Genomic DNA, 19066 nt, shown 5'->3' on the forward strand with positions numbered 1-19066 from the left:
AGCGGCGGACCGTCAGGGTCAGCACCGCGCTGCGGGTCGCACCCGCGGCGTTTCGGAACTCGACCTGGTACCGGTGCGTTCCGGGGGTCGCGCCTTCGATCGCGAGACTCGCGCGCTGCGCCGCGGGGGTGGCCGCGTGCAGCGGACCCGCGCCGATCGGCACGCCGTCCTCGAGGAAGACGTACGATGTCGCGTTGGTCCCCCACCACAGGTTCGCCGACAGCAGGAACGTGCCGTTCCGGTCGTGATCGTCGTGGCTGAGCACCGGCGTGCCGGGCGCCGCGTTCGCCACGACAATGCGCAGGGGTCCGACCTTCGTCTCCCCCCGGGAGTTGACGAGCACGCCCGTGTAGACGTAGTCGCCGTCTGCGCGGCCACGGATCGGGATCGTGACGCGCTGCGCGGCCGGGGTGGCCGGCTGCAACCGCGTGGTCGTCAGCAGCTCCCCGTTCTCGTAGAGCCGGAACGCGCTCGCGTTCTCACCCCACCAGAGGTTCATGGTCACGGTGTAGTCGCCGTCGCGCAGGCCGGTGTCGTGTCCGTTATCGGTGGAGAGGACCCCGCGCGCAGGCGGAGCCGACGCCCCGTCGCCCTCGGGTTCGCCGATCGGGTGCGCGTCCACGCGGATGAGGTCGAGTTCGGCGTACCCGTCGCCCTTCGTCAGGCGCAGCGTGTTCGTGCCGGCGTGGAGGTCGGCCTCGACGCCGGCGAACAGCCAGTTGTCCCAGCCGTTGCTCGGCAGCGCGACGGCGCGCGGAGCGCCGCCGTTCACGGAGAGGAGGTGCGTGCTCGTCGAGCCGATGCCGTTGGAGTAGCGCACGTCGACGCCGTAGGTGCCGTCGCGCGGGGCGTCGACGGTGAACTCGACCCAGCTGTCCGCGTGGTCGATGTAGCCGACCTTGCGTCCCCCGGATGCGCCGGCGACCGACACGTCGACGATCCGGGCGCGGTTGACGACGGCGTCCTCGGCCTCGTAGGTCGCCTGCGGGGCGGTCGTGTCGCCCGAGGGCAGCGCGACCGTCTCGTACGTGGGCACGGGGGCACCGAACACGGGGGTGCCGTCCGCGGTCCACGAGAAGCGCTGCGCACGGATCGTGCGGCCATCCCACCCGCGGTCCTTCACGGTGCTGGCGTGGTAGACGATCCAGTCCTCCGAGCCGTCGGGCGAGGTGGTGAACGTGTGGTGCCCCGGGCCCCAGGCGGTGTCGCGCTTGGCGAACACGCATCCGTCGGACTTCGTCCACGACGCGGGATCCATGACGTCTCCGCCCCGTGAGGTGAGCGTGCCGAGGCAGTAGTCCTCGGTCCAGCTGCCGCTCGCGGAGTAGACGAGCGTCGTCGTCCCGTCGCGCTGGAGGACCTCGGGGCCTTCCTGGATCGGCAGCGCGACCCGCTCCCACGGCTCGGACGGGCTCGAGAGCGGGACCCGCTCCCCCCGGATCGTCAGGGGGTCGCTCATCCGCGCGATGTACAGGCTCTGGCCCTCGTCGGTGGTCCCCTCCCATCCCGACCAGAGGAAGTAGAGCTCGCCGCCGTGCTTCATGACGGTGGCGTCGATCGCCCACCGGTCGGTCGACGCGGCGATCTTCACCGGCTCCGTCCACGCGCCCTGCGGGTCGTCCCCGGCGGCACGGATGCCGTACATCCGATGATTCGCATTGGCTCCGTCGTCGGCGGCGAAGTAGATGTACCAGGCACCGTCGATGCGGAGGAGCTCCGGTGCCCAGACGTTGCAGCACAGCGGGCCGGTCTCGTCCGGCCCCCACACCTTCGTCGTCGTCCCCTCGGACATCGTGGCCAGACTCGTCGACTTCCGCACCCAGATGCCGTCCGCATCGGAACTCACCGAGTAGTAGACGTCGCCGTCGCGGACGATCGACGGGTCCGCCCCCTTGAGGACGGGGTTGTAGAAGTCGGCGGCGGCGCCGGGCGGCTCGGCCGCGGCGGCGGGAGACGACGGCGCCACCGCAGCGACCGGCGCAAGGGCGAGCAATCCGGCGACGAGCGCCGTCAGCGCGTGCCGACCGCGCGCGCGGGATCGGGAACGGGCGGGGAGACGGGTCATTCGATGTCCTCTCGATTCCGGCGTGCCGCGCCTCAGCGCCCGGACCGCCGTCGTCCGCATCGGTGCGGACTCGCGGCAATCTACAGCGCAGGAAAGATCGTCGTCAATGCGCCGTTGTGTGAGCAGCAGGGAAGTTTACAGCGCTGAACTTTTCCGGCATGCTAGACGCCATGATCGATGACGACCGCGCGCTCTCGGGTGCGAGCTCCCAGGATGGCAGCCACCCTCGACCCCAACTGCTGCGGGCGGCGTGGGCCGATCTCAGCGGCGTCTGGCAGTTTGCACACGACGACGAGGACGCGGGCCTTGCCGCCGGGTGGGCGGAGCGCGGCGACTTCGAGCGCGACATCCTGGTGCCCTTCCCGCCCGAGTCGGAGGCGTCCGGCATCGGCGACACGGCGCCGCACCGCATCACGTGGTACTCCCGTCGTTTCGGCGCCGAGGAGCTCCGCGCCGCCGGTCACCGTGCAGGCAACGCCCTGCTGCTGCACTTCGGCGCCGTCGACTACCGCTGTCGTGTCTGGCTCGACGGTGCGCTCATCGGCGCGCACGAGGGCGGGCACACCCCGTTCCGGATCGACATCGGCGACCTCGTCGCGGACGGCGCCGAGCACCTTCTCGTCGTGCGCGTCGAGGACGACCCGCACGACATCGCGCAGCCCCGCGGGAAGCAGGACTGGCGCACCCAGCCGCACGTGATCTGGTATCACCGCACGAGCGGGATCTGGCAGCCGGTGTGGCTCGAGTCGGCCCCTCCGCTGCACGTGACCGCGCTGCGCTGGGTCACGGATCCGCGCGCCGGCATGGTGACGGCACACCTGGAACTCTCGGCCGTTCCGGCCGAGCCGGTGCGCGTGCGCATCGCGCTCCACCACGACGGCGGCGACCTCGCGACCGTCGAGACCACCGTCGCCGACGACGAGGCCGTCGTCGTCCTTCCGATCGCGGCGCTCGCGAACGGGCAGGCGTACGAGGAGCTGCTCTGGTCGCCCGAGCACCCGCGCCTCATCGACGCCGATGTCGTGATCGGTGACGACGAGGTGCGCTCCTACGTCGGCATCCGCACGGCGCACGTCGCTCGTGGCCGCTTCTTCCTCAACGACCGGCCGTACTACGTGCGTTCGGTGCTGAACCAGGGGTACTGGCCGCAGTCGCACCTCGCGGCCCCCTCGGCGAGCGCACTGCGCGAGGAGGTGCAGCTCATCAAGGATCTCGGCTTCAACGCGGCCCGGCTGCATCAGAAGTTCGAGGACCCGCGCTTCCTCTTCGAGGCCGACCGCCTCGGCCTGCTGATCTGGGGCGAGGCGCCGGCCACCTTCACCTTCTCCCCCGCCGCCATCGAACGCACGACACGAGAGTGGCTCGAGGTCGTCCGCCGTGACTTCTCGCACCCCTCGATCGTGACGTGGGTTCCGCTGAACGAGAGCTGGGGCGTGCAGCACATCGCCACCGACTCCCGGATGCGCGAGTTCGCGCGCGCCCTCGTCTCGCTGACGAAGGCCCTCGACCCCACCCGGCCCGTCGTCTCCAACGACGGCTGGGAGCAGGTCGACACCGACATCGTCGCGATCCACGACTACGAGGCCGATCCCGACATCATGCGGGCGCGGTACGCCACCCGCGGCGCCGTGCAGGACCTCATCGACACCGTGGGGCCGGCGGGTCGCGTGCTGATCCTCAGCGGCGACGTCTCGGAGGCGCCGATCATGCTCACCGAGTTCGGCGGGATCTCCTTCGATGTGGACGCCGCCGAGGACGCGTGGGGCTACTCGGCCGCGACGTCCGCCGACGACTTCGATGCCCGGTTGTCCGGCCTCATGGCAGCTGTCCACGCCAGCAGTGCGCTCGCGGGCTTCTGCTACACCCAGCTCACCGACACCCTGCAGGAGACCAACGGCCTCGTGCGGGCGGACCGCACGCCGAAGCTCCCGATCGACCGCCTCCGCGAGATCATGACGGGCACCGGCCGGAGCTGACGGTCTGCGGACCGGATGTCGATTCCGCGCGGTGCCGTTCGACGCCTTCACGTAACGTCACACCCAACGGAAGGAACGACGATGCGTTTTCTCATGCTGGTGCTCAGCGACCCCACCCTCACCGACGCCGAGGAGGGGCCGATCACGATCGAGCAGTGGGCCGAGGAGTCATACGGCGCCGGTCGCGCCGTCGAAGGTGACCGGCTCCGGCCCGCGGGCGAGGCCAAGACCGTCCGGCGCCGCGGCGGCGAGGTCATCGTCAGCGACGGCCCGTTCGCCGAGGCCTACGAGCTGATCGGCGGCTTCGATGTGCTCGAGTGCGAGACGCTGGAGGAGGCGGTCGAGCTCGCATCACGCCATCCGATGGCGAGCGGCGGGGTCATCCAGCTCCACCCGGCGTGGCCGCTGAACCTCTGAGGGGCGACGTCGCGCGATCGGAGGGGGCGGGCCCGGCATCCGTCCCCTTCGTGCGCCCCGCGGCGATCAGCGCGCCGATCACCCACGCCGCGGTGAGGAGGAAGAACGAGATGGAGAAGGCCATGCGCCCCGCATCCTCGTCGACGGCGAACGCCAGCAGGCAGGTCAGCCCGCCGACGTAGCCGCCTGCGCCGGCGGCGAAGACGAACCGCGACGATCGATGGCCGCCCTGCTTGAGCGCGACGCCCAGGGCGATGAGGCCGGTCCCGACCAGCACGTAGATGAGCGGTGCCAGCACCAGCAGCCACAGCAGCCATGTCATCCACCCCATGTCGCGACTCTACGGGCGGCGCACGCCGATCTCCATGGCCCGGCCATCTGTTCATCTCGGCGACATCGCGTCGTCTGCCCGACTGCAGGCGCTTGACCCCGCGGATGCGCATACCGCTCGGCTACGCTCGGAGGCGTGACCGAACGCGCTCCTCTCTCCCGCAAACTCTCCGCGATCGCCGAGTCCGCCACCCTCAAGGTGGATGCCAAGGCCAAGGCCCTGCAGGCGGCGGGCCGCCCCGTGATCTCCTACGCGGCGGGCGAGCCGGACTTCGCGACGCCGCAGTTCATCGTGGATGCCGCCGCCGAGGCGCTGCACGACCCCGCGAACTACCGCTACACGCCGGCCGCCGGGCTCCCCGTGCTGCGCGAGGCCATCGCCGCCAAGACGCTGCGCGACTCGGGGCTCGAGGTGGCCGCGTCGCAGGTCGTCGTGACCAACGGGGGCAAGCAGGCCGTCTACCAGGCGTTCCAGGCGGTCGTGAACCCCGGCGACGAGGTACTGCTCCCCGCGCCGTACTGGACCACGTACCCCGAGGCGATCGCGCTGGCCGACGGCACCCCCGTCGAGGTGTTCGCCGGTGCGGAGCAGGAGTACAAGATCACCGTCGAGCAGCTCGAGGCCGCCCGCACCGACAAGACGACCGTGCTCGTCTTCGTCTCGCCGTCGAACCCGACCGGGGCCGTCTACACGCCCGAGGAGACGCGCGCGATCGGCGAATGGGCACTGGAGCACGGCATCTGGGTCATCACCGACGAGATCTACCAGAACCTCGTCTACGAAGGCATCCGCGCCGTCTCGATCGTCGAGGCCGTGCCGGAGCTCGCCGGGCAGACGATCCTCGTCAACGGCGTCGCCAAGACGTACGCCATGACCGGCTGGCGCGTGGGCTGGATGGTCGGCCCCGCCGACGCCATCAAGGTCGCGGCGAACCTGCAGTCGCACCTGAGCTCGAACGTCAACAACATCGCGCAGCGCGCGGCACTGGCGGCGTTGACCGGTCCACAGACCGAGGCGGAGCAGATGCGCCAGGCCTTCGACCGCCGCCGCACGCTCATCGTCGGCGAACTGTCGAAGATCCCCGGCGTGACGGTCCCGAACCCGCTGGGCGCGTTCTACGTCTACCCCGATGTCACGGGGCTCCTGGGTCACGAGTGGGCCGGGGTGACCCCGACGACGTCGCTGGAGCTCGCCGACCTCATCCTCGAGAAGGCCGAGGTCGCGGTCGTCCCCGGCGAGGCGTTCGGTCCGTCCGGATACCTGCGCCTGTCCTACGCGCTCGGTGACGACCAGATCCTCGAGGGCGTGCAGCGCCTGCAGTCCCTCTTCGCCTGACGCCGGGACTCCGGCCGGGACGCTAGAGTTCGACGCCGACCAGGACCGGTTCGGGCTGCAGAAGCAGTCCGAACTCGGACTGCACGCGCCCCTGGATGAACCGTGCGAGCTCGGCGAGCTCCTCCGCCGTGGCCTGCCCGCGGTTCGTCACAGCGAGGGCGTGCTTGCTCGAGAGGGCGGCGCGGGAGCGGGGCAGCTTGAAGCCCTTGCGGAGCCCGGAGTGCTCGATGAGCCACGCCGCGCTGACCTTGACGTCGGGCTCGGACGAGACGATCGGCGCGATCACGCCGTCGAAGCGGTCGAGCGGGATGACGACCACAGGGTCGAGCTCGGGCGCCAGGGGCCAGCGCGGGCACTCCGCCGGGAGGGTCCGGGCGAACGCCGCCGAGACGATCGCGTTCTGGAAGAACGAGCCCGCGCTCCACGTGTCGACGTCGGCGTCGTCGAGCACCATGCCCTTCCGGGCGCGGGTGGCCAGCACGGTCTCGCGGATCCACTCGAGGGTGACCGCCTGCTCGGCATCCAGACCCAGGGCGGCGCGCAGCTGCGGCCCGTTCACCACCCGTGCACCGTGGCCGAGGATCGGCAGGTCGAGGGTGATGGAGAGGACCACGGCGGGGCGCCGCGGCACCGAGCCGTAGTGGTGCTTGAGCACCGAGGTGCGGAAACCCAGGGCCAGGTCGTCCGCGTGCACCGTCGTCACCTCGCCGGTGGCCTCGTCGAGCAGGTCGACCTCGGCGAGGGTCTGCACGAGTTCCTGGCCGTACGCGCCGATGTTCTGCACCGGAGCCGCACCGGCGGTGCCGGGGATTCCCGACATCGCGGCGATCCCGCCGAGACCCTCCGCGACGGTGTACGCCACGAGCGCGTCCCAGTCGTGACCGGCCTGCACGCGGACACGGGCATACCCGTCCCGAGGGTCGGGGAGCCGCTCGATACCGTGGCTGCGGACGAGGACGACGGTCCCGTCGAACTCCCCGTCGCCGACGAGGAGATTGGATCCGCCGCCGACGACGAGCCACGGCTCACGGGCATCCCACACGTCGCGCATGACCTCGACGAGCTCGTCGGCGGTCGTCGCCTCGACCATGCGGACGGGTGTTCCCCCGGCGCGCAGCGTCGTCAGCTCGGCGAGCGGGCGCGGTTCGATCTCGGGCATGCGGATCATCCGTCGACGCGGACGCGCACCTGGGCCTTGCCCAGGACGGTCGTCTCCGCGTACGTCACGGTGAGGTCGATGCGCGCCACCTCGGCGTCCACGGCGCCGACCTTCGCGACGACGGTGACCTCGGCACCCTCCTCGGCATCGACGACGACGGGTCGCGTGAACCGCACGCCGTACTCCAGGATGCGGCCGGTGTCGCCGAGCCAGGGCACGAGCGTCTCGACGGCGAGGCCCATCGTGAGCATCCCGTGCGCCAGGACGCCGGGAAGGCCGACACGCGTTGCGACGTCGTCGCGGAAGTGGATGGGATTGAAATCCCCCGAGGCGCCGGCGTAGCGGACGAGCGACTCGCGGGTGAGGTGGACGGTGCGCTCGGCGACGACGGCGCCGACCTCCAGCGCGGGGCTCACTCCTCGCCTCCGATCAGCAGCACGGAGGTCGCCGTGACGACGTGACCGCCGTCGGCATCCGTGATCTCGGCTTCGCTGGTGACCATGGCGCCCTTTCCGAACGGACGGACCCCGGTCACCCGCAGGCGGCCGGTGAGCTCGTCGCCCGCGACGATCGGGCGTGAATAGCGGAAGCGCTGCTCGGCGTGCACCGTGCGCTCGAGCACGATGCCCGATTCCGGCTCGGCGAGAAGCTGCTGCAGCGTCAGGTCCTGGATGACCATCGCGAAGGTCGGCGGCGCGACGACGTCGGCGTAGCCGAGCGCCTGCGCCGCGACGGGGTCGGTGTGCTGCGGATCGGTCGCGAGCACCGCGCGGGCGAACTCGCGCACCTTCTCACGACCGACGAGGTACGGGGCGGTCGGCGGGAACTCACGACCGACCAGCTCAGGATTGACGGACACCCTTCGATCCTACCGAGCGGGGGATGCCGGCGGCCGGGCGCCCGGTCAGGCGCGGCGCGCGCGCAGCGCACGGACCGCCATCTGCACGGCGATGAACGTCATGAAGGCGGCGAAGAGGATGGTCGCCGTGAGCGGGTCGATGTGCGTCGCGATCCATGCGCCGAGCGCCGTCGTCGTGCACGCCGCAGCGCCCACGACGCCCGCGGCGACGAGGTCGACGTTCGCGCGCCGGATGTTGCCGACCGTGCCGGACAGCGCGGTCGGGATCATCATGAGGAGCGACGTGCCCTTGGCGACGAGGTCGCTCGTGCCGAAGAGCAGCATGAGCGCGGGCACGACGATGACACCGCCCCCGACGCCCAGGAGCCCCGCCATGATGCCGGTGAACAGGCCCAGCAGGAGGAGGCCCGCCCCCGTGAACCACGTCAGCGGGAGCTCGGCATCCCGGGACGGCACTTGGACGAACAGCATCACGATGACGATGACGAGGAAGGCCACGAACCCCCACCGCAGCGCGTTCTGCGGGATCCGCGGCAGCAGCCATGTGCCGATCTGCGCGCCGACGACGGCGCCGGCGGCCAGGATGAGCGCGGGGATCCAGGCGACCGACCCGTGCACGGCGTACGAGACGACGCCCACCGTCGCCGTCGGGACGATCGCAGCGAGCGAGGTCCCCGCCGCGCGGCGCTGGTCGAAGCCGAGCAGGAACACGAGGAGCGGGACGATGACCGTGCCACCGCCGACGCCGAACAGCCCGGACAGCAGCCCGGCGGTCAGACCGATGCCGATGCACGCGAGATAGAAGCGGGGCGTGCGCCCCACCGCGGATGCGGTCATCGACGCTCCGTGAGGGCGTCGACGGCCCACAGTCCATCGACGGCCGGCACGACGACGTACCGGTAGGCGACGCGTCCGGGCTCCGGCTCGTCGAGCGGCTCGCCCTCATCGTCGAGCACCGAGTCGAATGTCTCGATCGTGTCGACGACGATGCTCTCGCCGTCGCGGGTCACGTTCGTGATGTCCAGCTCGTACTCGTCCGTGCTGTCGGTGAACGCCTTCGCCTGCACCTGGAACACGGCGCAGTCGGTGAGTCCCATGCCGTCGCGGAACGCCTCCGTCGTCGCCGTGAGGTAGGCGTCGCAGTCCTCTGCGCCCCATGCCTCGTCGTACAGCTCGACGGCGGCCGCCGCGGCGGCCTCGTCGCCGGTCAGCTCCGGGTCGTCCAACAGCCCGACGATGAAACGCGGCAGCAAGAAGGCGGCCGCGGCGATGAGGGCGACGGCGAGAACGCCCAGTACGACGAAAAGGATCCACAGCCGGGACTTCGGTCGCTCGGGGGCATCGGGGGCGACGGAGGCGTCCGGGGCGACCGAGCCCGCGGCGGCAGGGGCCACAGCGGCGTCTCCGGGCTGGACATGCTCCGTCCACTGCGCGCCGTCCCACCAGCGCTGCGCGCCGCGACCGTCGTCGTACCAGCCTGCCGGGATGCTGCTCATCGGTGCGACTCCGCTCTCATGTCACACACGACGATATCGGTCGGTGCGTATGACAGCGCTCCCGACGGCCCGGGACGGACCGGCTATCGGGTCAGGCGAGCTCCCACATGCCGTCGTACACGCGCCGGTGCTCGGTGCCCGGAGCGGTGGCGCGTCCGGGACACGTGACGGCGACGTGGAACGGCGCCGACGGCTGGTCGCCGAGGCAGCGGATCTCCCACTCGACGCGCTCACGTACGCGTTCGGTGAGTGCTTCGTGGTTGTCGTGATCCGGGCAGCGGTACACAGCCGGAACGAGCGTCATCTGACTCATCGGACTCCCCCAGTCCTTGGTGAAACGGAACCCCCCGGTCCCGCGCGACGAGACCCCAGATCTCGTCACCCCTAGAAGTACCACTCCGCGGGGGCCGAGGGCAAGCGTGACCCTCCCCGATCCGCTCAGTCCTCCTTGTTGTTCCCCTTGCCCTTGCCGTTGTCCTTGCCGCTGTCGTCCTTGTCCTTGCCGTTGTCGCCGCTGTTGCCGCTGTTGCCGCTGTTGCCGCTGTCCTCGGTCGACCCGTCGCCGGAGGTGTCGGTCGTGTCCGTACCGTCGCTCGCTCCGTCATCGGTCACTGCCGGGGTGGGCGTGGCGTTCTCCGCCGCGACGGCATCCAGATCCGCGCGCACCAGATCTATCGAGCGCTGCACGAGGGCGGCCCGGTCGGCCGTGATGTCATCGGCGGCGCGGGCGTCGTCGAGCCGCTTCTGCAGAGCATCGAGCTCCGCCAGCGCGGCGGCGGCGTCTCCGGCCGCGGCGTGCTCGGCGATGGTCACGACGGTCGCCTGCATGTCTCTGCCCGCTGTCCCCGAGAGACCGGCGTCGGGGCTGGCGCAGGCGGAGAAGACGAGCGCGACCGCGAGGAGCGCGGCCGAGGCCGAGGCACGAAGCGTGGAGATCATGGCGTCACCGAATCCCAGAGCTGGTCGAGGTGCGTGCCGAGCGGGTCTTCGATGCTCGGGAGCGCCGGGTCGGCGGGCGGGGCGGCGAGCGCCCCCCAGATGAGGAGCCCCGCGACCGCGAAGGCGATGATGACGATGCCGGCGACGGCGAGCGGGATCCAGCGCCGATGTGCCGCCGGCGGCGCATCCTGTGGCAGGGGCGGCCGGGGTGGCAGGGGGTCTTCCAGTGTCCGCGTGACGGCATCGCTGCCGGCCGCGGCCGGCCATGAGCCCGCCGCCGGAGCGGCCGGGTCGGCGATCGTGGTGCCGGGCTCGACGGCGGCGCGCCCGTCGTCCGCCACCGTCGCGTCGGGATCGGGCGCCGCCGCGATGGCGGTCGCCGTCGGCCCGGCCACGGGCGCGTCGGCCCCCGAGGCGCCGAAGGCACTCACCGCGACGACGACATCGAGCGCGGAGGGCCGTCGGGCGGGATCGGCATCCGTCATCCTCGTGAGCAGCGCGACCCACGCCGGACCGAGATGGGCCGGCACGGACGGGGCCTGCGACAGGCGCGCCAGCGCAGCCTCGTGCGGTGTCGCCTGGGCGAACGCCCGGAGTCCCGTGAGCGATTCGAGCAGGACGAGCCCCAGAGCGTAGATGTCGGCGGCGGACGTGGGCGCGACACCGCGGACCTGCTCCGGGCTCACGTAGGCGGCTGTGCCGATCAGCAGGCCGGGGGTGGTCAGCCGGGTCGAGTCGACGAGATAGGCGATGCCGAAGTCGGCGAGCTTCGCCCGGAACTCCTCCCCCGGCACCGGCGAGGACCGCAGCAGCACGTTGGACGGTTTGATGTCGCGATGCACGACACCGGCCGCGTGCACGACATGCAGGGCGTCCGCGAGGTCGCGCGCCATCGTCGCGACCACGTCCTCGGGGATGGGACCGCGGAGGATCCGATCCGCCAGGGTCGGACCGTCGACGAACTCCATCACGAGGTAGTTGGGTGCCGCTCCGTCGACGTGCGCATCGAACAGGGTCACCAGCGCGGGGTGGTTCAGGCCCGCGAGCAGACGCGTCTCCGAGGTCGTCCGGGCTGCGTCCGCCGTCCCGTCCCGGAAGACCTTGATGGCGACGGTCCGGCCGAGCAGTTCGTCCTGCGCGAGATGGACGACGCCCATGCCGCCCTCGCCGATCGGCGATTGCAGCAGATACCGCCCGCCGAGCCGTTCTCCGCCGAGCCGTTCTCCGCCGGGAGAGGGCGCCGGCGTCGGTGCGGTCGGGAGCGACCGCTCCGTACCTTCCACCATGGCTGCCTTCCTGACCCCGACTCCACGCGTCGCGCTCACACAACCATACGGAGGCCGACGACGCCCGCCCACCGGGTTGACACCGTCGCGCCGGACGTGTCAGGCGACCGGATGATCGTGGATGACGGAGGTCGACGTCGTCCCGTTGATTTCGAGGTAGACCTGGCGCTCGGTGACCGAGAGCGTCATCGTGTTCCGTCGCTCGAGGACCGCAGCCGCGGCGTCGATGAAACCGGGGTCGAAGCTGTGCAGGACGATCGACTCCGGGCGGTGGATCGGCTTTCCGGCCCACGCCGCCGCCACTTTGACGGGATCGCGGTGCGTGTAGACCGTGGTGCGGTCCGCGAGCTTGCTTCCGTAGTGCAGTCGCGCGGCATCCGGTGCACCCACCTCGATCCAGGCGGTGAGGCGGCCCGTCAGATCGCGCACGATCACCGCGGGCTCGTCGGTCGAGCTGATCCCCTCGCTGAAGGCGATGCCCTCCTCGAACTCCAGGCAGTAGGCGAGGACCCGCGTCATCATGAACGCGTCCGTCTCGGACGGATGGCGGGCCACCCGCAGGGCCAGATCCTCGTAGACGCCGCGGTCCACATCGGCCAGCTGCACTGCGAACGTGTGGATCACTGCGCCGACGGCCATAGGGCTCGAGCCTACGCGGTGTCCGTGCGAGGCAGCACCGTCAGCACGCGCTCGACGTGGTCGCGGAACTCGGCCATGAAGCCGCGGAGGAACTCCTCCGTGCCGGCGTCGGACACGGCGCCGTCCTCGGCGAACACCTCCGGCGTGTAGTGGATGTACGCCTCCGGCGCCGTCATCTGCCGCGCGTTGCAGAAGCTCAGGACGCCGCGCAGGCTCTGCTGCGCGACCGCGGTGCCGATCTGACCGATGGACGCGCCGATGACGGCGGCGGGGATGTGGTCGAAGGAGTTCTGGCCCCACGGCCGCGAGGCCCAGTCGATCGCGTTCTTCAGCGCGCCGGGAATCGACCGGTTGTACTCGGGAGTGATGAAGAGGACGGCATCCGCCGACGCGATCGCCTCCTTCAGTGCCCGCGCCTCGGCCGGGTAGTCGGCGTCGTAGTCGGGGCTGTACAGCGGAAGGTCGCGGATGGGGATCTCGGTGAACTCGAGGTCATCGGGCGCGAGGCGGAGGAGCGCCTTCGAAAGGATGCGATTGATGGACGTCGACGAGAGACTCCCCACGAAATAGCCCACGTTGTACGACATTGCTGCTCCCTGATGGTTCGGCGGCCGGCGATGACAGCGACAAGCGGTCGCGTGTCAGGTTCAGTGTGCGCCTCGACTCGAGGCGCCGGTACCCCCTCAGCGCCGGCCGCCCACCCCCGCGAACAGCGCATGGACGAGCGGGACAGCCGAGGTCGCCATGAGCACCGTCCCGAACACGACGTCGTCGGCGCGCAGCAGGATGCCGCCGATCAGCAGTGCGGTGAAGAGGATCGCGGAGACGATGCGCCGTGCCGCGCGCTCCAACCGCACGACGCGTCGATCGAGCCGCGGCGTGTCGACGGCGAGGCGCCCCTCGTCGAGCCGTGTGAGGACCTCGTCGACTCGTCCGGGGAGGCGCGCGAGCAGGCCCGCCGTGGAGACGACGCGCTGCGCGATGTCCTGCACGACGTTTCCGCCCTCGTCGCGGAGAAGCTGCGCGGCGTACGGCTCGACGGCATCCCAGATGTTGAAGGCGGGGTCGAGGGAGCTGCACATGCCGGACGTGAGGGACATCGCACGGATGATGAGGAGGAAGTTCTCCGGGAGCTGAAAGGGCAGCGACCGCACGACATCGCCGAACTCGATCGCGAAAGCCCGGAACTCGCGTGGGTCGACCTCCTGGAGCTCGGCGAAACCCATTCCCCCGAACCGCGAGAACAGCGTCGTGAGCGCCCGCTCCAGTTCCACGGTGTCTGCCGAAGGCAGCAGCACGCCGACGTCCTGGATGCCCGAGACCATGCCCTTGCCGTCACGCGAAGCCGCAGCGATGAGCAGGCGACGCAATCCGCGGCGCAGCGTGTCGGGCACCTCCCCCATCATCCCGAAGTCGACGAACGCGAAGGTGAAGGGCCGATCACCTGCCGCCGGGGCGCTCGCCGCGTCGGGGACGACGAAGATGTTGCCCGGATGCGGGTCGGCGTGGAAGAAGCCGTGCCGGAAGAGCTGGTCAAACATGACGGCCGCGAAGGCGGTGGCCACCGCCGCCGGGTCGATGCCGGCGGCTCGCAGTGCCGCGACGTCGTTGATCTTGATGGCGGTGACGTCCTCGAGGGTCAGCACGCGTCGCGTCGTGCGCTCCCAGACGACCGCGGGCACGGCGACGCGGGCGTCCCCGGCGAAGCTCTCGGCGAACCGCTCGGAGTTCGCCGCTTCGTGCAGGTAGTCGATCTCCTCGAGGCTCGTGTGCGCGAACTCCTCGACGAGGGCCGGCATGTCGACGCGGTCCGACACCAGGCGCACCCGACTCAGCCACACGGCCACCCTGCGGAGGGCCGCGAGGTCGACGTCGACGACCTCGTCGATCCCGGGGCGCTGGATCTTCACGACCACGTCGCTCAGGCCGGTGTCCTCCGCGTCGAACGCGGACAGGGTGGCGCGGTGCGCCTGGCCGAGGGATGCGGCGGCCAACGGCGCCGCATCGACCGACGCGAACGCGCGCTCGAGCGGCACACCGAGCTCAGCCACCGCCAGGTCGCGAATGGCCGGGAAGGGCACGGCGGGCACCTCGTCCTGCAGCCCTTCGAGCTCTTTCGTGATCTCGGGCGGCAGGACGTCCAGTCGCGAGGAGAGGAACTGGCCGACCTTGATCATGAGGCCGCCGAGCTCGACCGCGAGTGCATGGAAGCGCCGCGCGATGCGGGTCAGCCGTGCCGCGCGGCCGCGCGCGGACAGCCGAGCGAGCCCGAGCCGTGGGAGCAGGAGCTCGTACCACCAGGCCTGCACCAGGTAGCGCGCCGCGAACCGCAGGATCCTGCGGCGACGCGCGCGCATGTTCGTGGCGTCGGACACCGAGCCTCCTTGACGCCGACGGGCGCGGATCAGTCCTGCGCCAGAATGCTGAAGAGCCGGCGGCGCGCCTCCTCGAGGACCGTGACGGCCTCCTTCACCTGCTCCGGGGTGCCCGAGGTCCCGACCTGCGCGACCGCGTGGGCGAGATCCATCCCCGCCTTCGGCAGGGCTGTCACCTTCGCGCTCTCGCGCGCACCCGGCGTCTCCCACGGGGCCGAGCGGTCGCCCGCGTCGTCTGCCGCCTGGCGTCCTTCGTCGGTCAGCGAGTAGGTCTTGCGGCCCCCCGATTCCTCCGCCCGGATGAGTCCCTCATCGGCGAGGAGCTGCAGCGTCGGGTAGACCGAACCCGGGCTCGGCTTCCAGGTCCCGCCGCTGCGCTCCTCGATCTCGTGGATGATCTGGTAGCCGTGCATGGGCTTCTCCGCGAGGAGGCTGAGCACGGCCGTGCGGACGTCGCCGCGGCCCATGCGCGGCCCGCTGGCACGCTGCTCGAACGCACCCCGCAGCTGCTCCATGGCCTCCCAGATGCCGGTCGCCGGCCATCCCTGGCCGCCCCCGCGACCGCGCCGCCCGAATGCGTCGTCCATGAATGATCCGCTCATGATGACCCCCTCTGCGCCTGGCCCCGATGGCCTCAGCGATACATAACGATATATCGGTACGGGCCATCAGGGAAGAGGCTTCGTCGCACCGGCGAGCACGCGTATTCGGCCACGTCCGGAGCAAGATGTCAACCCCCTCGCGTGAACCCGCTCGCGCGCATTGACTGCTGTGACCGCCGCGGACACCACGAGAACGCGGCCAGAGGAAGGAGACGACTATGGGTCTCGACGACAAGATCAAGAACGCCGCTCAGGACGCCGTCGGCAAGGGCAAGGAAGCTCTCGGCGACGCCACGGACAACGAGCGCCTCGAAGCCGAAGGTCACAAGGACCAGGCCGAGGCGAAAGCCAAGAAGGTCGGCGAGGACGTCAAGGACGCCTTCCGCTGAACCCTGGCTGGACGGCCGGGACCCGCGAGGTCCCGGCCGTTCTCTCTGCCCGCCCACGGGCGGAACGGCGCCGCCGGATTCAGGCTCGGGCTCGGGACAGCATGTCGACGACGTCGAGCCACACCGTCGGATTGCCTCGGTCTGCGGCCGCACCCGGCTGCAGGTGCGCGACGAACTCGGCGTTCCCGTGCGTGCCCACGATCGGCGATGCGATCAGCCCGTGCGTCCCGAGCCCCGCATCCCACGCGGACCACAGGACGGTGGCGATCGCGTCCGCCCGTCGGCCGGGATCGGTGACGAGCCCTTCGCGCACGCCGGTGCGGCCGACTTCGAACTGCGGTTTGATCAGCAGGACGATGTCGGCATCCGCCGCGCTCACCGCGGCGACGGCAGGCAGGACGTGGGTCAGGGAGATGAAGGACAGATCCCCCGTCACGATGCGCGGCGGGACGGCGACCCCGCTCGCCTCGACGAGCGCCGCGGGCGTCATGTAGCGGACGTTGAACCCTTCGACGGCGATGACCTGGTCATCGGCCGCGACGGAAGGGGCGAGCTGGCCGTGCCCCACGTCGACGGCGATGACCGGCGTGGCGCCGCGTTCGCGCAGGACCTGCGTGAATCCGCCGGTCGAGGCCCCCATGTCGAGTGCGACGCGGCCCGTGACGTCGAGCCCGAACGCGTCGAGTCCGGCGAGCAGCTTGTGCGCAGCGCGGCTGACGTAGTGATCGGATGCCGCGACCTGGATGACCGAGTCATCTTCGACGCGGACGGATGCCTTCACCACGGTCGCGCCGTCGACGGAGACGAGCCCCGCGTCGATGAGCTGGGCGGCGTGCGTGCGGGAGCGCGCGAGCCCGCGGGCGGCGACGGCCGCGTCGAGGCGGCTGGTCATGCGTGCGCGTCGCGGGGACCGGACTCCAGTCGGCGCGCCAACTCGTCGTGCACGGCCGCGTATGCGGCGGCGCGGTCGCTCAGCGGCTGTCCTTCGATGACCTCGAGCGTCGACAGCAGGTCTTCGCGGCGCTCGCGGGGGTCTCCGGCATCCATCGACATGCCCTCCACGATACGCGCCCGCGGGTCAGGGGCGATGGAACGGATCGGCGTACAGCCGCTCGGGGATGCGGAATCCGTAGATCGCCCGTCCGGTCGCCCAGATCGCCGCCGCGCCCGCGCGGACGAGGTCGACCGCGCGGTCGCCCTCCGCGACGATGTGCAGGTCGGGCCCGTCGATACGCACGGCAGCGGAACCGACCGTCGTGACGTCGCCGCGCGTCACGGTCTCCGGGTACGGCTCATGCAGCTCACGGAGGTCGCCGACGATGAATGTCGGCTGGGAGTGCTTCGGCGCGGCCAGAACGTGCTTCGGCCGGTCGATCCCGGTCAGCACGAGAACGGATGGGATGCCGGCGGCGTGCGCCCCGGCGATATCGGTGTCGAGCCGATCGCCGACGAAGAGAGGAGACTGGGCGCCGAACCGCGCGACCGCCTCATCGAAGATGGGACGTTCGGGCTTGCCTGCGACGACGGCCAGCCGACCCACGGCGGTGTGCACGGCGGAGACGAGGGTGCCGTTCCCCGGCGCGATGCCACGGGACTGCGGGATCGTCCAGTCCGTGTTGGTCGCGATCCACGGGATTCCGCCCTGGTCCTCGGGCGTTGCGAGCGCGTATGCGGCTTCCGCGAGCTGCGCCCATCCGACCTCGGGTGCGAATCCCTGCACGACGGCGGCGGGCTGATCGTCGGCGCTGCGGGTGACGGTGTAGCCGGCACGCTCGAGTTCGAAGACGAGCCCGTCTCCCCCGACGACCAGCACGGCTGACCCGACGGGCACGCGGTCTTTGAGGAGTCGGACGGCGGCCTGCGGGCTCGTCACGACGTCGCCGGGTTCGGTGCGAAGACCGAGCTCGCGCAGGTGCGCGGCCACGACCGTGTCGCGACGCGACGCGTTGTTCGTGATGTAGCCGAGACGGCGGCCTTCGGCCGCGCGGTTCAGGCTGTCGACGGCGTATGGGAGTGCACCGTCGCCGGCGTACACGACGCCGTCGAGATCCGCGAGCACGAGGTCGATGCCCTCGAGCGGGGTCGGGCGCTTGCGGGAGAGCAGCGGCATCAGACCTCGGGCTCCCGGTCGTCCTCCTCGTCGGCGGCCGCGGCGACCTCGGCGTCGGCGTCGTCGGCGATGTCGTGCGAGGAGTTCTCGACGACCGCAACGGGCTCATCCTCGGACTCGTCGCCGATATGGACGGACTCGTCAGAGGACGAGAACTCGCTATCCCCATCCTCGTCGGCGTCGGAGATCTCGAAACTCTCCTCATCGGCGTCGGCAGCGTCAGCGTCGTCAGCGTCGTCAGCGTCGTCAGCGTCGAGATCGTCCTCTGCGTCGAACGCCGCATCGTCGGGCTCGTCCGGGATCTCCTCGATCTCCTCGACGACCATAACCTCGCGGTCGGCGTCCACGGCGTCGATCGCGTCGGCGGCGACCTCGGCGCGATGCTGCCATTCCCGCGCCTCGGCGTTGCGGCCGAGTTCCTCGAGCACCGTTGCGCGTGCGGCGAAGAGTGCGGGGCTCCACGAGAACGCCCGTTGCGGGTCGAGCTCCGGGATGTCGAGCTCCTGCAGCGCGCGCTCGGCCTCGCCCCGGTCGAGTCGTGCGCCGGACATGGCGATCGCGAGCTCGACGCGCACGTCGACCGGAAGGCCGGCGCGGTCGACGGCGCGCCCGACCTCGAGGGCGCGGTCCGGGCGACCGACGCCGCGTTCGCTGTCGACCATCAGTGCGATCTGGTCATCGCGACCGGAGATCCGTCGGTACGTGCGCAGTTCACGGAGGGCGAGCGCGAAGTCGCCGATCGCATAGGCGGTGATCGCGACGGTCTCGCGGACGACGGCGATGCGGCCGGCGCGACGGGATGCCGCGAGGGCATGCTCGTGCGCGAGCGCCGCGTCTTCGTCGATGAGCTGAGCCGCCATCGCCAGGTGGCGGGCGACCTGCTCGGCGTTCTCCTTGCTCAGCGTCTTCAGTTCGTTGCGGGCCTGCGCATTGAGGTCGGCCGCAGTGACATCCTCGGGGATCTCCGGACCGGCCGAGGCCTGACGACGGTCGGAATCCTGAGGCGGACGCGAGGCGCGGCGGTCGTCGCCGAAGGAACGACGCTCCCCATCGCGCTGCTGGTACGGCTTACGATCGCCGTCGCGGGG

At 70.9% G+C, this 19066-nt stretch carries 22 protein-coding genes; 4 read left to right on the forward strand and 18 right to left on the reverse strand.

Annotation, left to right across the window (positions count from 1 at the left end; all coding sequences use genetic code 11):
* Positions 1–2065 (reverse strand): family 43 glycosylhydrolase (locus QZL85_RS04820; protein ID WP_295574334.1); only part of this gene is annotated, 2065 nt, incomplete at its 3' end.
* Positions 2066–2235: 170 nt separating this feature from the next.
* Here QZL85_RS04820 and QZL85_RS04825 point away from each other — a divergent pair.
* Together QZL85_RS04825 and QZL85_RS04830 are read left to right on the forward strand one after the other, a co-directional pair.
* Entirely contained in the window at positions 2236–4041 is a 1806-nt protein-coding gene (locus QZL85_RS04825) for a glycoside hydrolase family 2 protein (RefSeq protein WP_295574336.1), read from the forward strand.
* 81 nt (positions 4042–4122) lie between these two features.
* Entirely contained in the window at positions 4123–4458 is a 336-nt protein-coding gene (locus tag QZL85_RS04830) for a YciI family protein (RefSeq protein ID WP_295574339.1), read from the forward strand.
* Here the strand turns inward: QZL85_RS04830 and QZL85_RS04835 are convergent.
* Complete coding sequence (locus QZL85_RS04835) at positions 4421–4789, reverse strand: hypothetical protein (RefSeq protein WP_295574342.1); 369 nt, start codon at positions 4787–4789, stop codon at positions 4421–4423. The two genes, QZL85_RS04830 and QZL85_RS04835, sit on opposite strands and share 38 nt — an antisense overlap.
* 135 nt (positions 4790–4924) lie before the next feature.
* Here QZL85_RS04835 and QZL85_RS04840 point away from each other — a divergent pair, with 135 nt between their 5' ends.
* Positions 4925–6124, forward strand: a complete 1200-nt coding sequence (locus QZL85_RS04840) for a pyridoxal phosphate-dependent aminotransferase (protein WP_295574345.1) — start codon at positions 4925–4927, stop codon at positions 6122–6124.
* 22 nt (positions 6125–6146) lie between these two features.
* Here the strand turns inward: QZL85_RS04840 and QZL85_RS04845 are convergent, their stop codons facing one another.
* The 12 genes from QZL85_RS04845 to QZL85_RS04900 form a co-directional block, all read right to left on the reverse strand.
* Positions 6147–7283, reverse strand: a complete 1137-nt coding sequence (locus QZL85_RS04845) for a UDP-N-acetylmuramate dehydrogenase (protein WP_295574349.1) — start codon at positions 7281–7283, stop codon at positions 6147–6149.
* Positions 7284–7288: 5 nt separating this feature from the next.
* Positions 7289–7699, reverse strand: a complete 411-nt coding sequence (locus QZL85_RS04850) for a MaoC/PaaZ C-terminal domain-containing protein (RefSeq protein WP_295574352.1) — start codon at positions 7697–7699, stop codon at positions 7289–7291.
* Entirely contained in the window at positions 7696–8142 is a 447-nt protein-coding gene (locus QZL85_RS04855; RefSeq protein WP_295574355.1) for a MaoC family dehydratase N-terminal domain-containing protein, read from the reverse strand. The genes QZL85_RS04850 and QZL85_RS04855 overlap by 4 nt, the downstream gene beginning before the upstream one ends.
* Before the next feature lie 45 nt (positions 8143–8187).
* A complete protein-coding gene (locus QZL85_RS04860; RefSeq protein WP_295574357.1) occupies positions 8188–8979 on the reverse strand; it encodes a sulfite exporter TauE/SafE family protein in 792 nt (263 codons plus the stop codon).
* On the reverse strand, positions 8976–9638 hold the full coding sequence (locus QZL85_RS04865; protein ID WP_295574360.1) for a DUF2510 domain-containing protein: 663 nt from the start codon (positions 9636–9638) through the stop codon (positions 8976–8978). The genes QZL85_RS04860 and QZL85_RS04865 overlap by 4 nt, the downstream gene beginning before the upstream one ends.
* A 91-nt stretch (positions 9639–9729) precedes the next feature.
* Positions 9730–9951 (reverse strand): hypothetical protein, encoded by a 222-nt coding sequence (locus tag QZL85_RS04870; RefSeq protein ID WP_295574362.1) that lies wholly within the window; start codon positions 9949–9951, stop codon positions 9730–9732.
* Between the two features lie 125 nt (positions 9952–10076).
* The gene (locus tag QZL85_RS04875; RefSeq protein WP_295574364.1) at positions 10077–10577 is read right to left on the reverse strand and encodes a hypothetical protein; all 501 of its coding nucleotides are present in this window, start codon (positions 10575–10577) and stop codon (positions 10077–10079) included.
* The gene (locus tag QZL85_RS04880) at positions 10574–11863 is read right to left on the reverse strand and encodes a serine/threonine-protein kinase (protein ID WP_295574365.1); all 1290 of its coding nucleotides are present in this window, start codon (positions 11861–11863) and stop codon (positions 10574–10576) included. The genes QZL85_RS04875 and QZL85_RS04880 overlap by 4 nt, the downstream gene beginning before the upstream one ends.
* A gap of 99 nt (positions 11864–11962) precedes the next feature.
* Positions 11963–12502, reverse strand: a complete 540-nt coding sequence (locus QZL85_RS04885) for a YaeQ family protein (RefSeq protein ID WP_295574367.1) — start codon at positions 12500–12502, stop codon at positions 11963–11965.
* 11 nt (positions 12503–12513) lie between these two features.
* Positions 12514–13089 (reverse strand): NADPH-dependent FMN reductase, encoded by a 576-nt coding sequence (locus QZL85_RS04890; RefSeq protein WP_295574370.1) that lies wholly within the window; start codon positions 13087–13089, stop codon positions 12514–12516.
* A 96-nt stretch (positions 13090–13185) separates the two neighbouring features.
* Positions 13186–14859, reverse strand: coding sequence for an AarF/ABC1/UbiB kinase family protein (locus QZL85_RS04895; protein ID WP_295574383.1), 1674 nt, complete (start codon positions 14857–14859; stop codon positions 13186–13188).
* 47 nt (positions 14860–14906) lie between these two features.
* Complete coding sequence (locus QZL85_RS04900) at positions 14907–15479, reverse strand: PadR family transcriptional regulator (RefSeq protein WP_295574372.1); 573 nt, start codon at positions 15477–15479, stop codon at positions 14907–14909.
* 218 nt (positions 15480–15697) lie between these two features.
* Here QZL85_RS04900 and QZL85_RS04905 point away from each other — a divergent pair, with 218 nt between their 5' ends.
* Positions 15698–15868 (forward strand): CsbD family protein, encoded by a 171-nt coding sequence (locus QZL85_RS04905; protein ID WP_295574376.1) that lies wholly within the window; start codon positions 15698–15700, stop codon positions 15866–15868.
* A gap of 79 nt (positions 15869–15947) precedes the next feature.
* On the opposite strand, the gene QZL85_RS04910 is transcribed toward QZL85_RS04905, so the two are convergent.
* The 4 genes from QZL85_RS04910 to QZL85_RS04925 form a co-directional block, all read right to left on the reverse strand.
* Complete coding sequence (locus QZL85_RS04910; protein WP_295574377.1) at positions 15948–16760, reverse strand: TlyA family RNA methyltransferase; 813 nt, start codon at positions 16758–16760, stop codon at positions 15948–15950.
* Positions 16757–16921 (reverse strand): hypothetical protein, encoded by a 165-nt coding sequence (locus QZL85_RS04915; protein ID WP_295574388.1) that lies wholly within the window; start codon positions 16919–16921, stop codon positions 16757–16759. Before QZL85_RS04915 ends, QZL85_RS04910 begins: the two co-directional genes overlap by 4 nt.
* 25 nt (positions 16922–16946) lie before the next feature.
* Positions 16947–17978 (reverse strand): HAD-IIA family hydrolase, encoded by a 1032-nt coding sequence (locus QZL85_RS04920; RefSeq protein ID WP_295574380.1) that lies wholly within the window; start codon positions 17976–17978, stop codon positions 16947–16949.
* Positions 17978–19066 (reverse strand): hypothetical protein (locus QZL85_RS04925; protein WP_366208645.1); only part of this gene is annotated, 1089 nt, incomplete at its 5' end. The genes QZL85_RS04920 and QZL85_RS04925, both read right to left, overlap by 1 nt.

Source organism: uncultured Microbacterium sp., assembly GCF_900078385.1.
GTDB lineage: Bacteria > Actinomycetota > Actinomycetes > Actinomycetales > Microbacteriaceae > Microbacterium.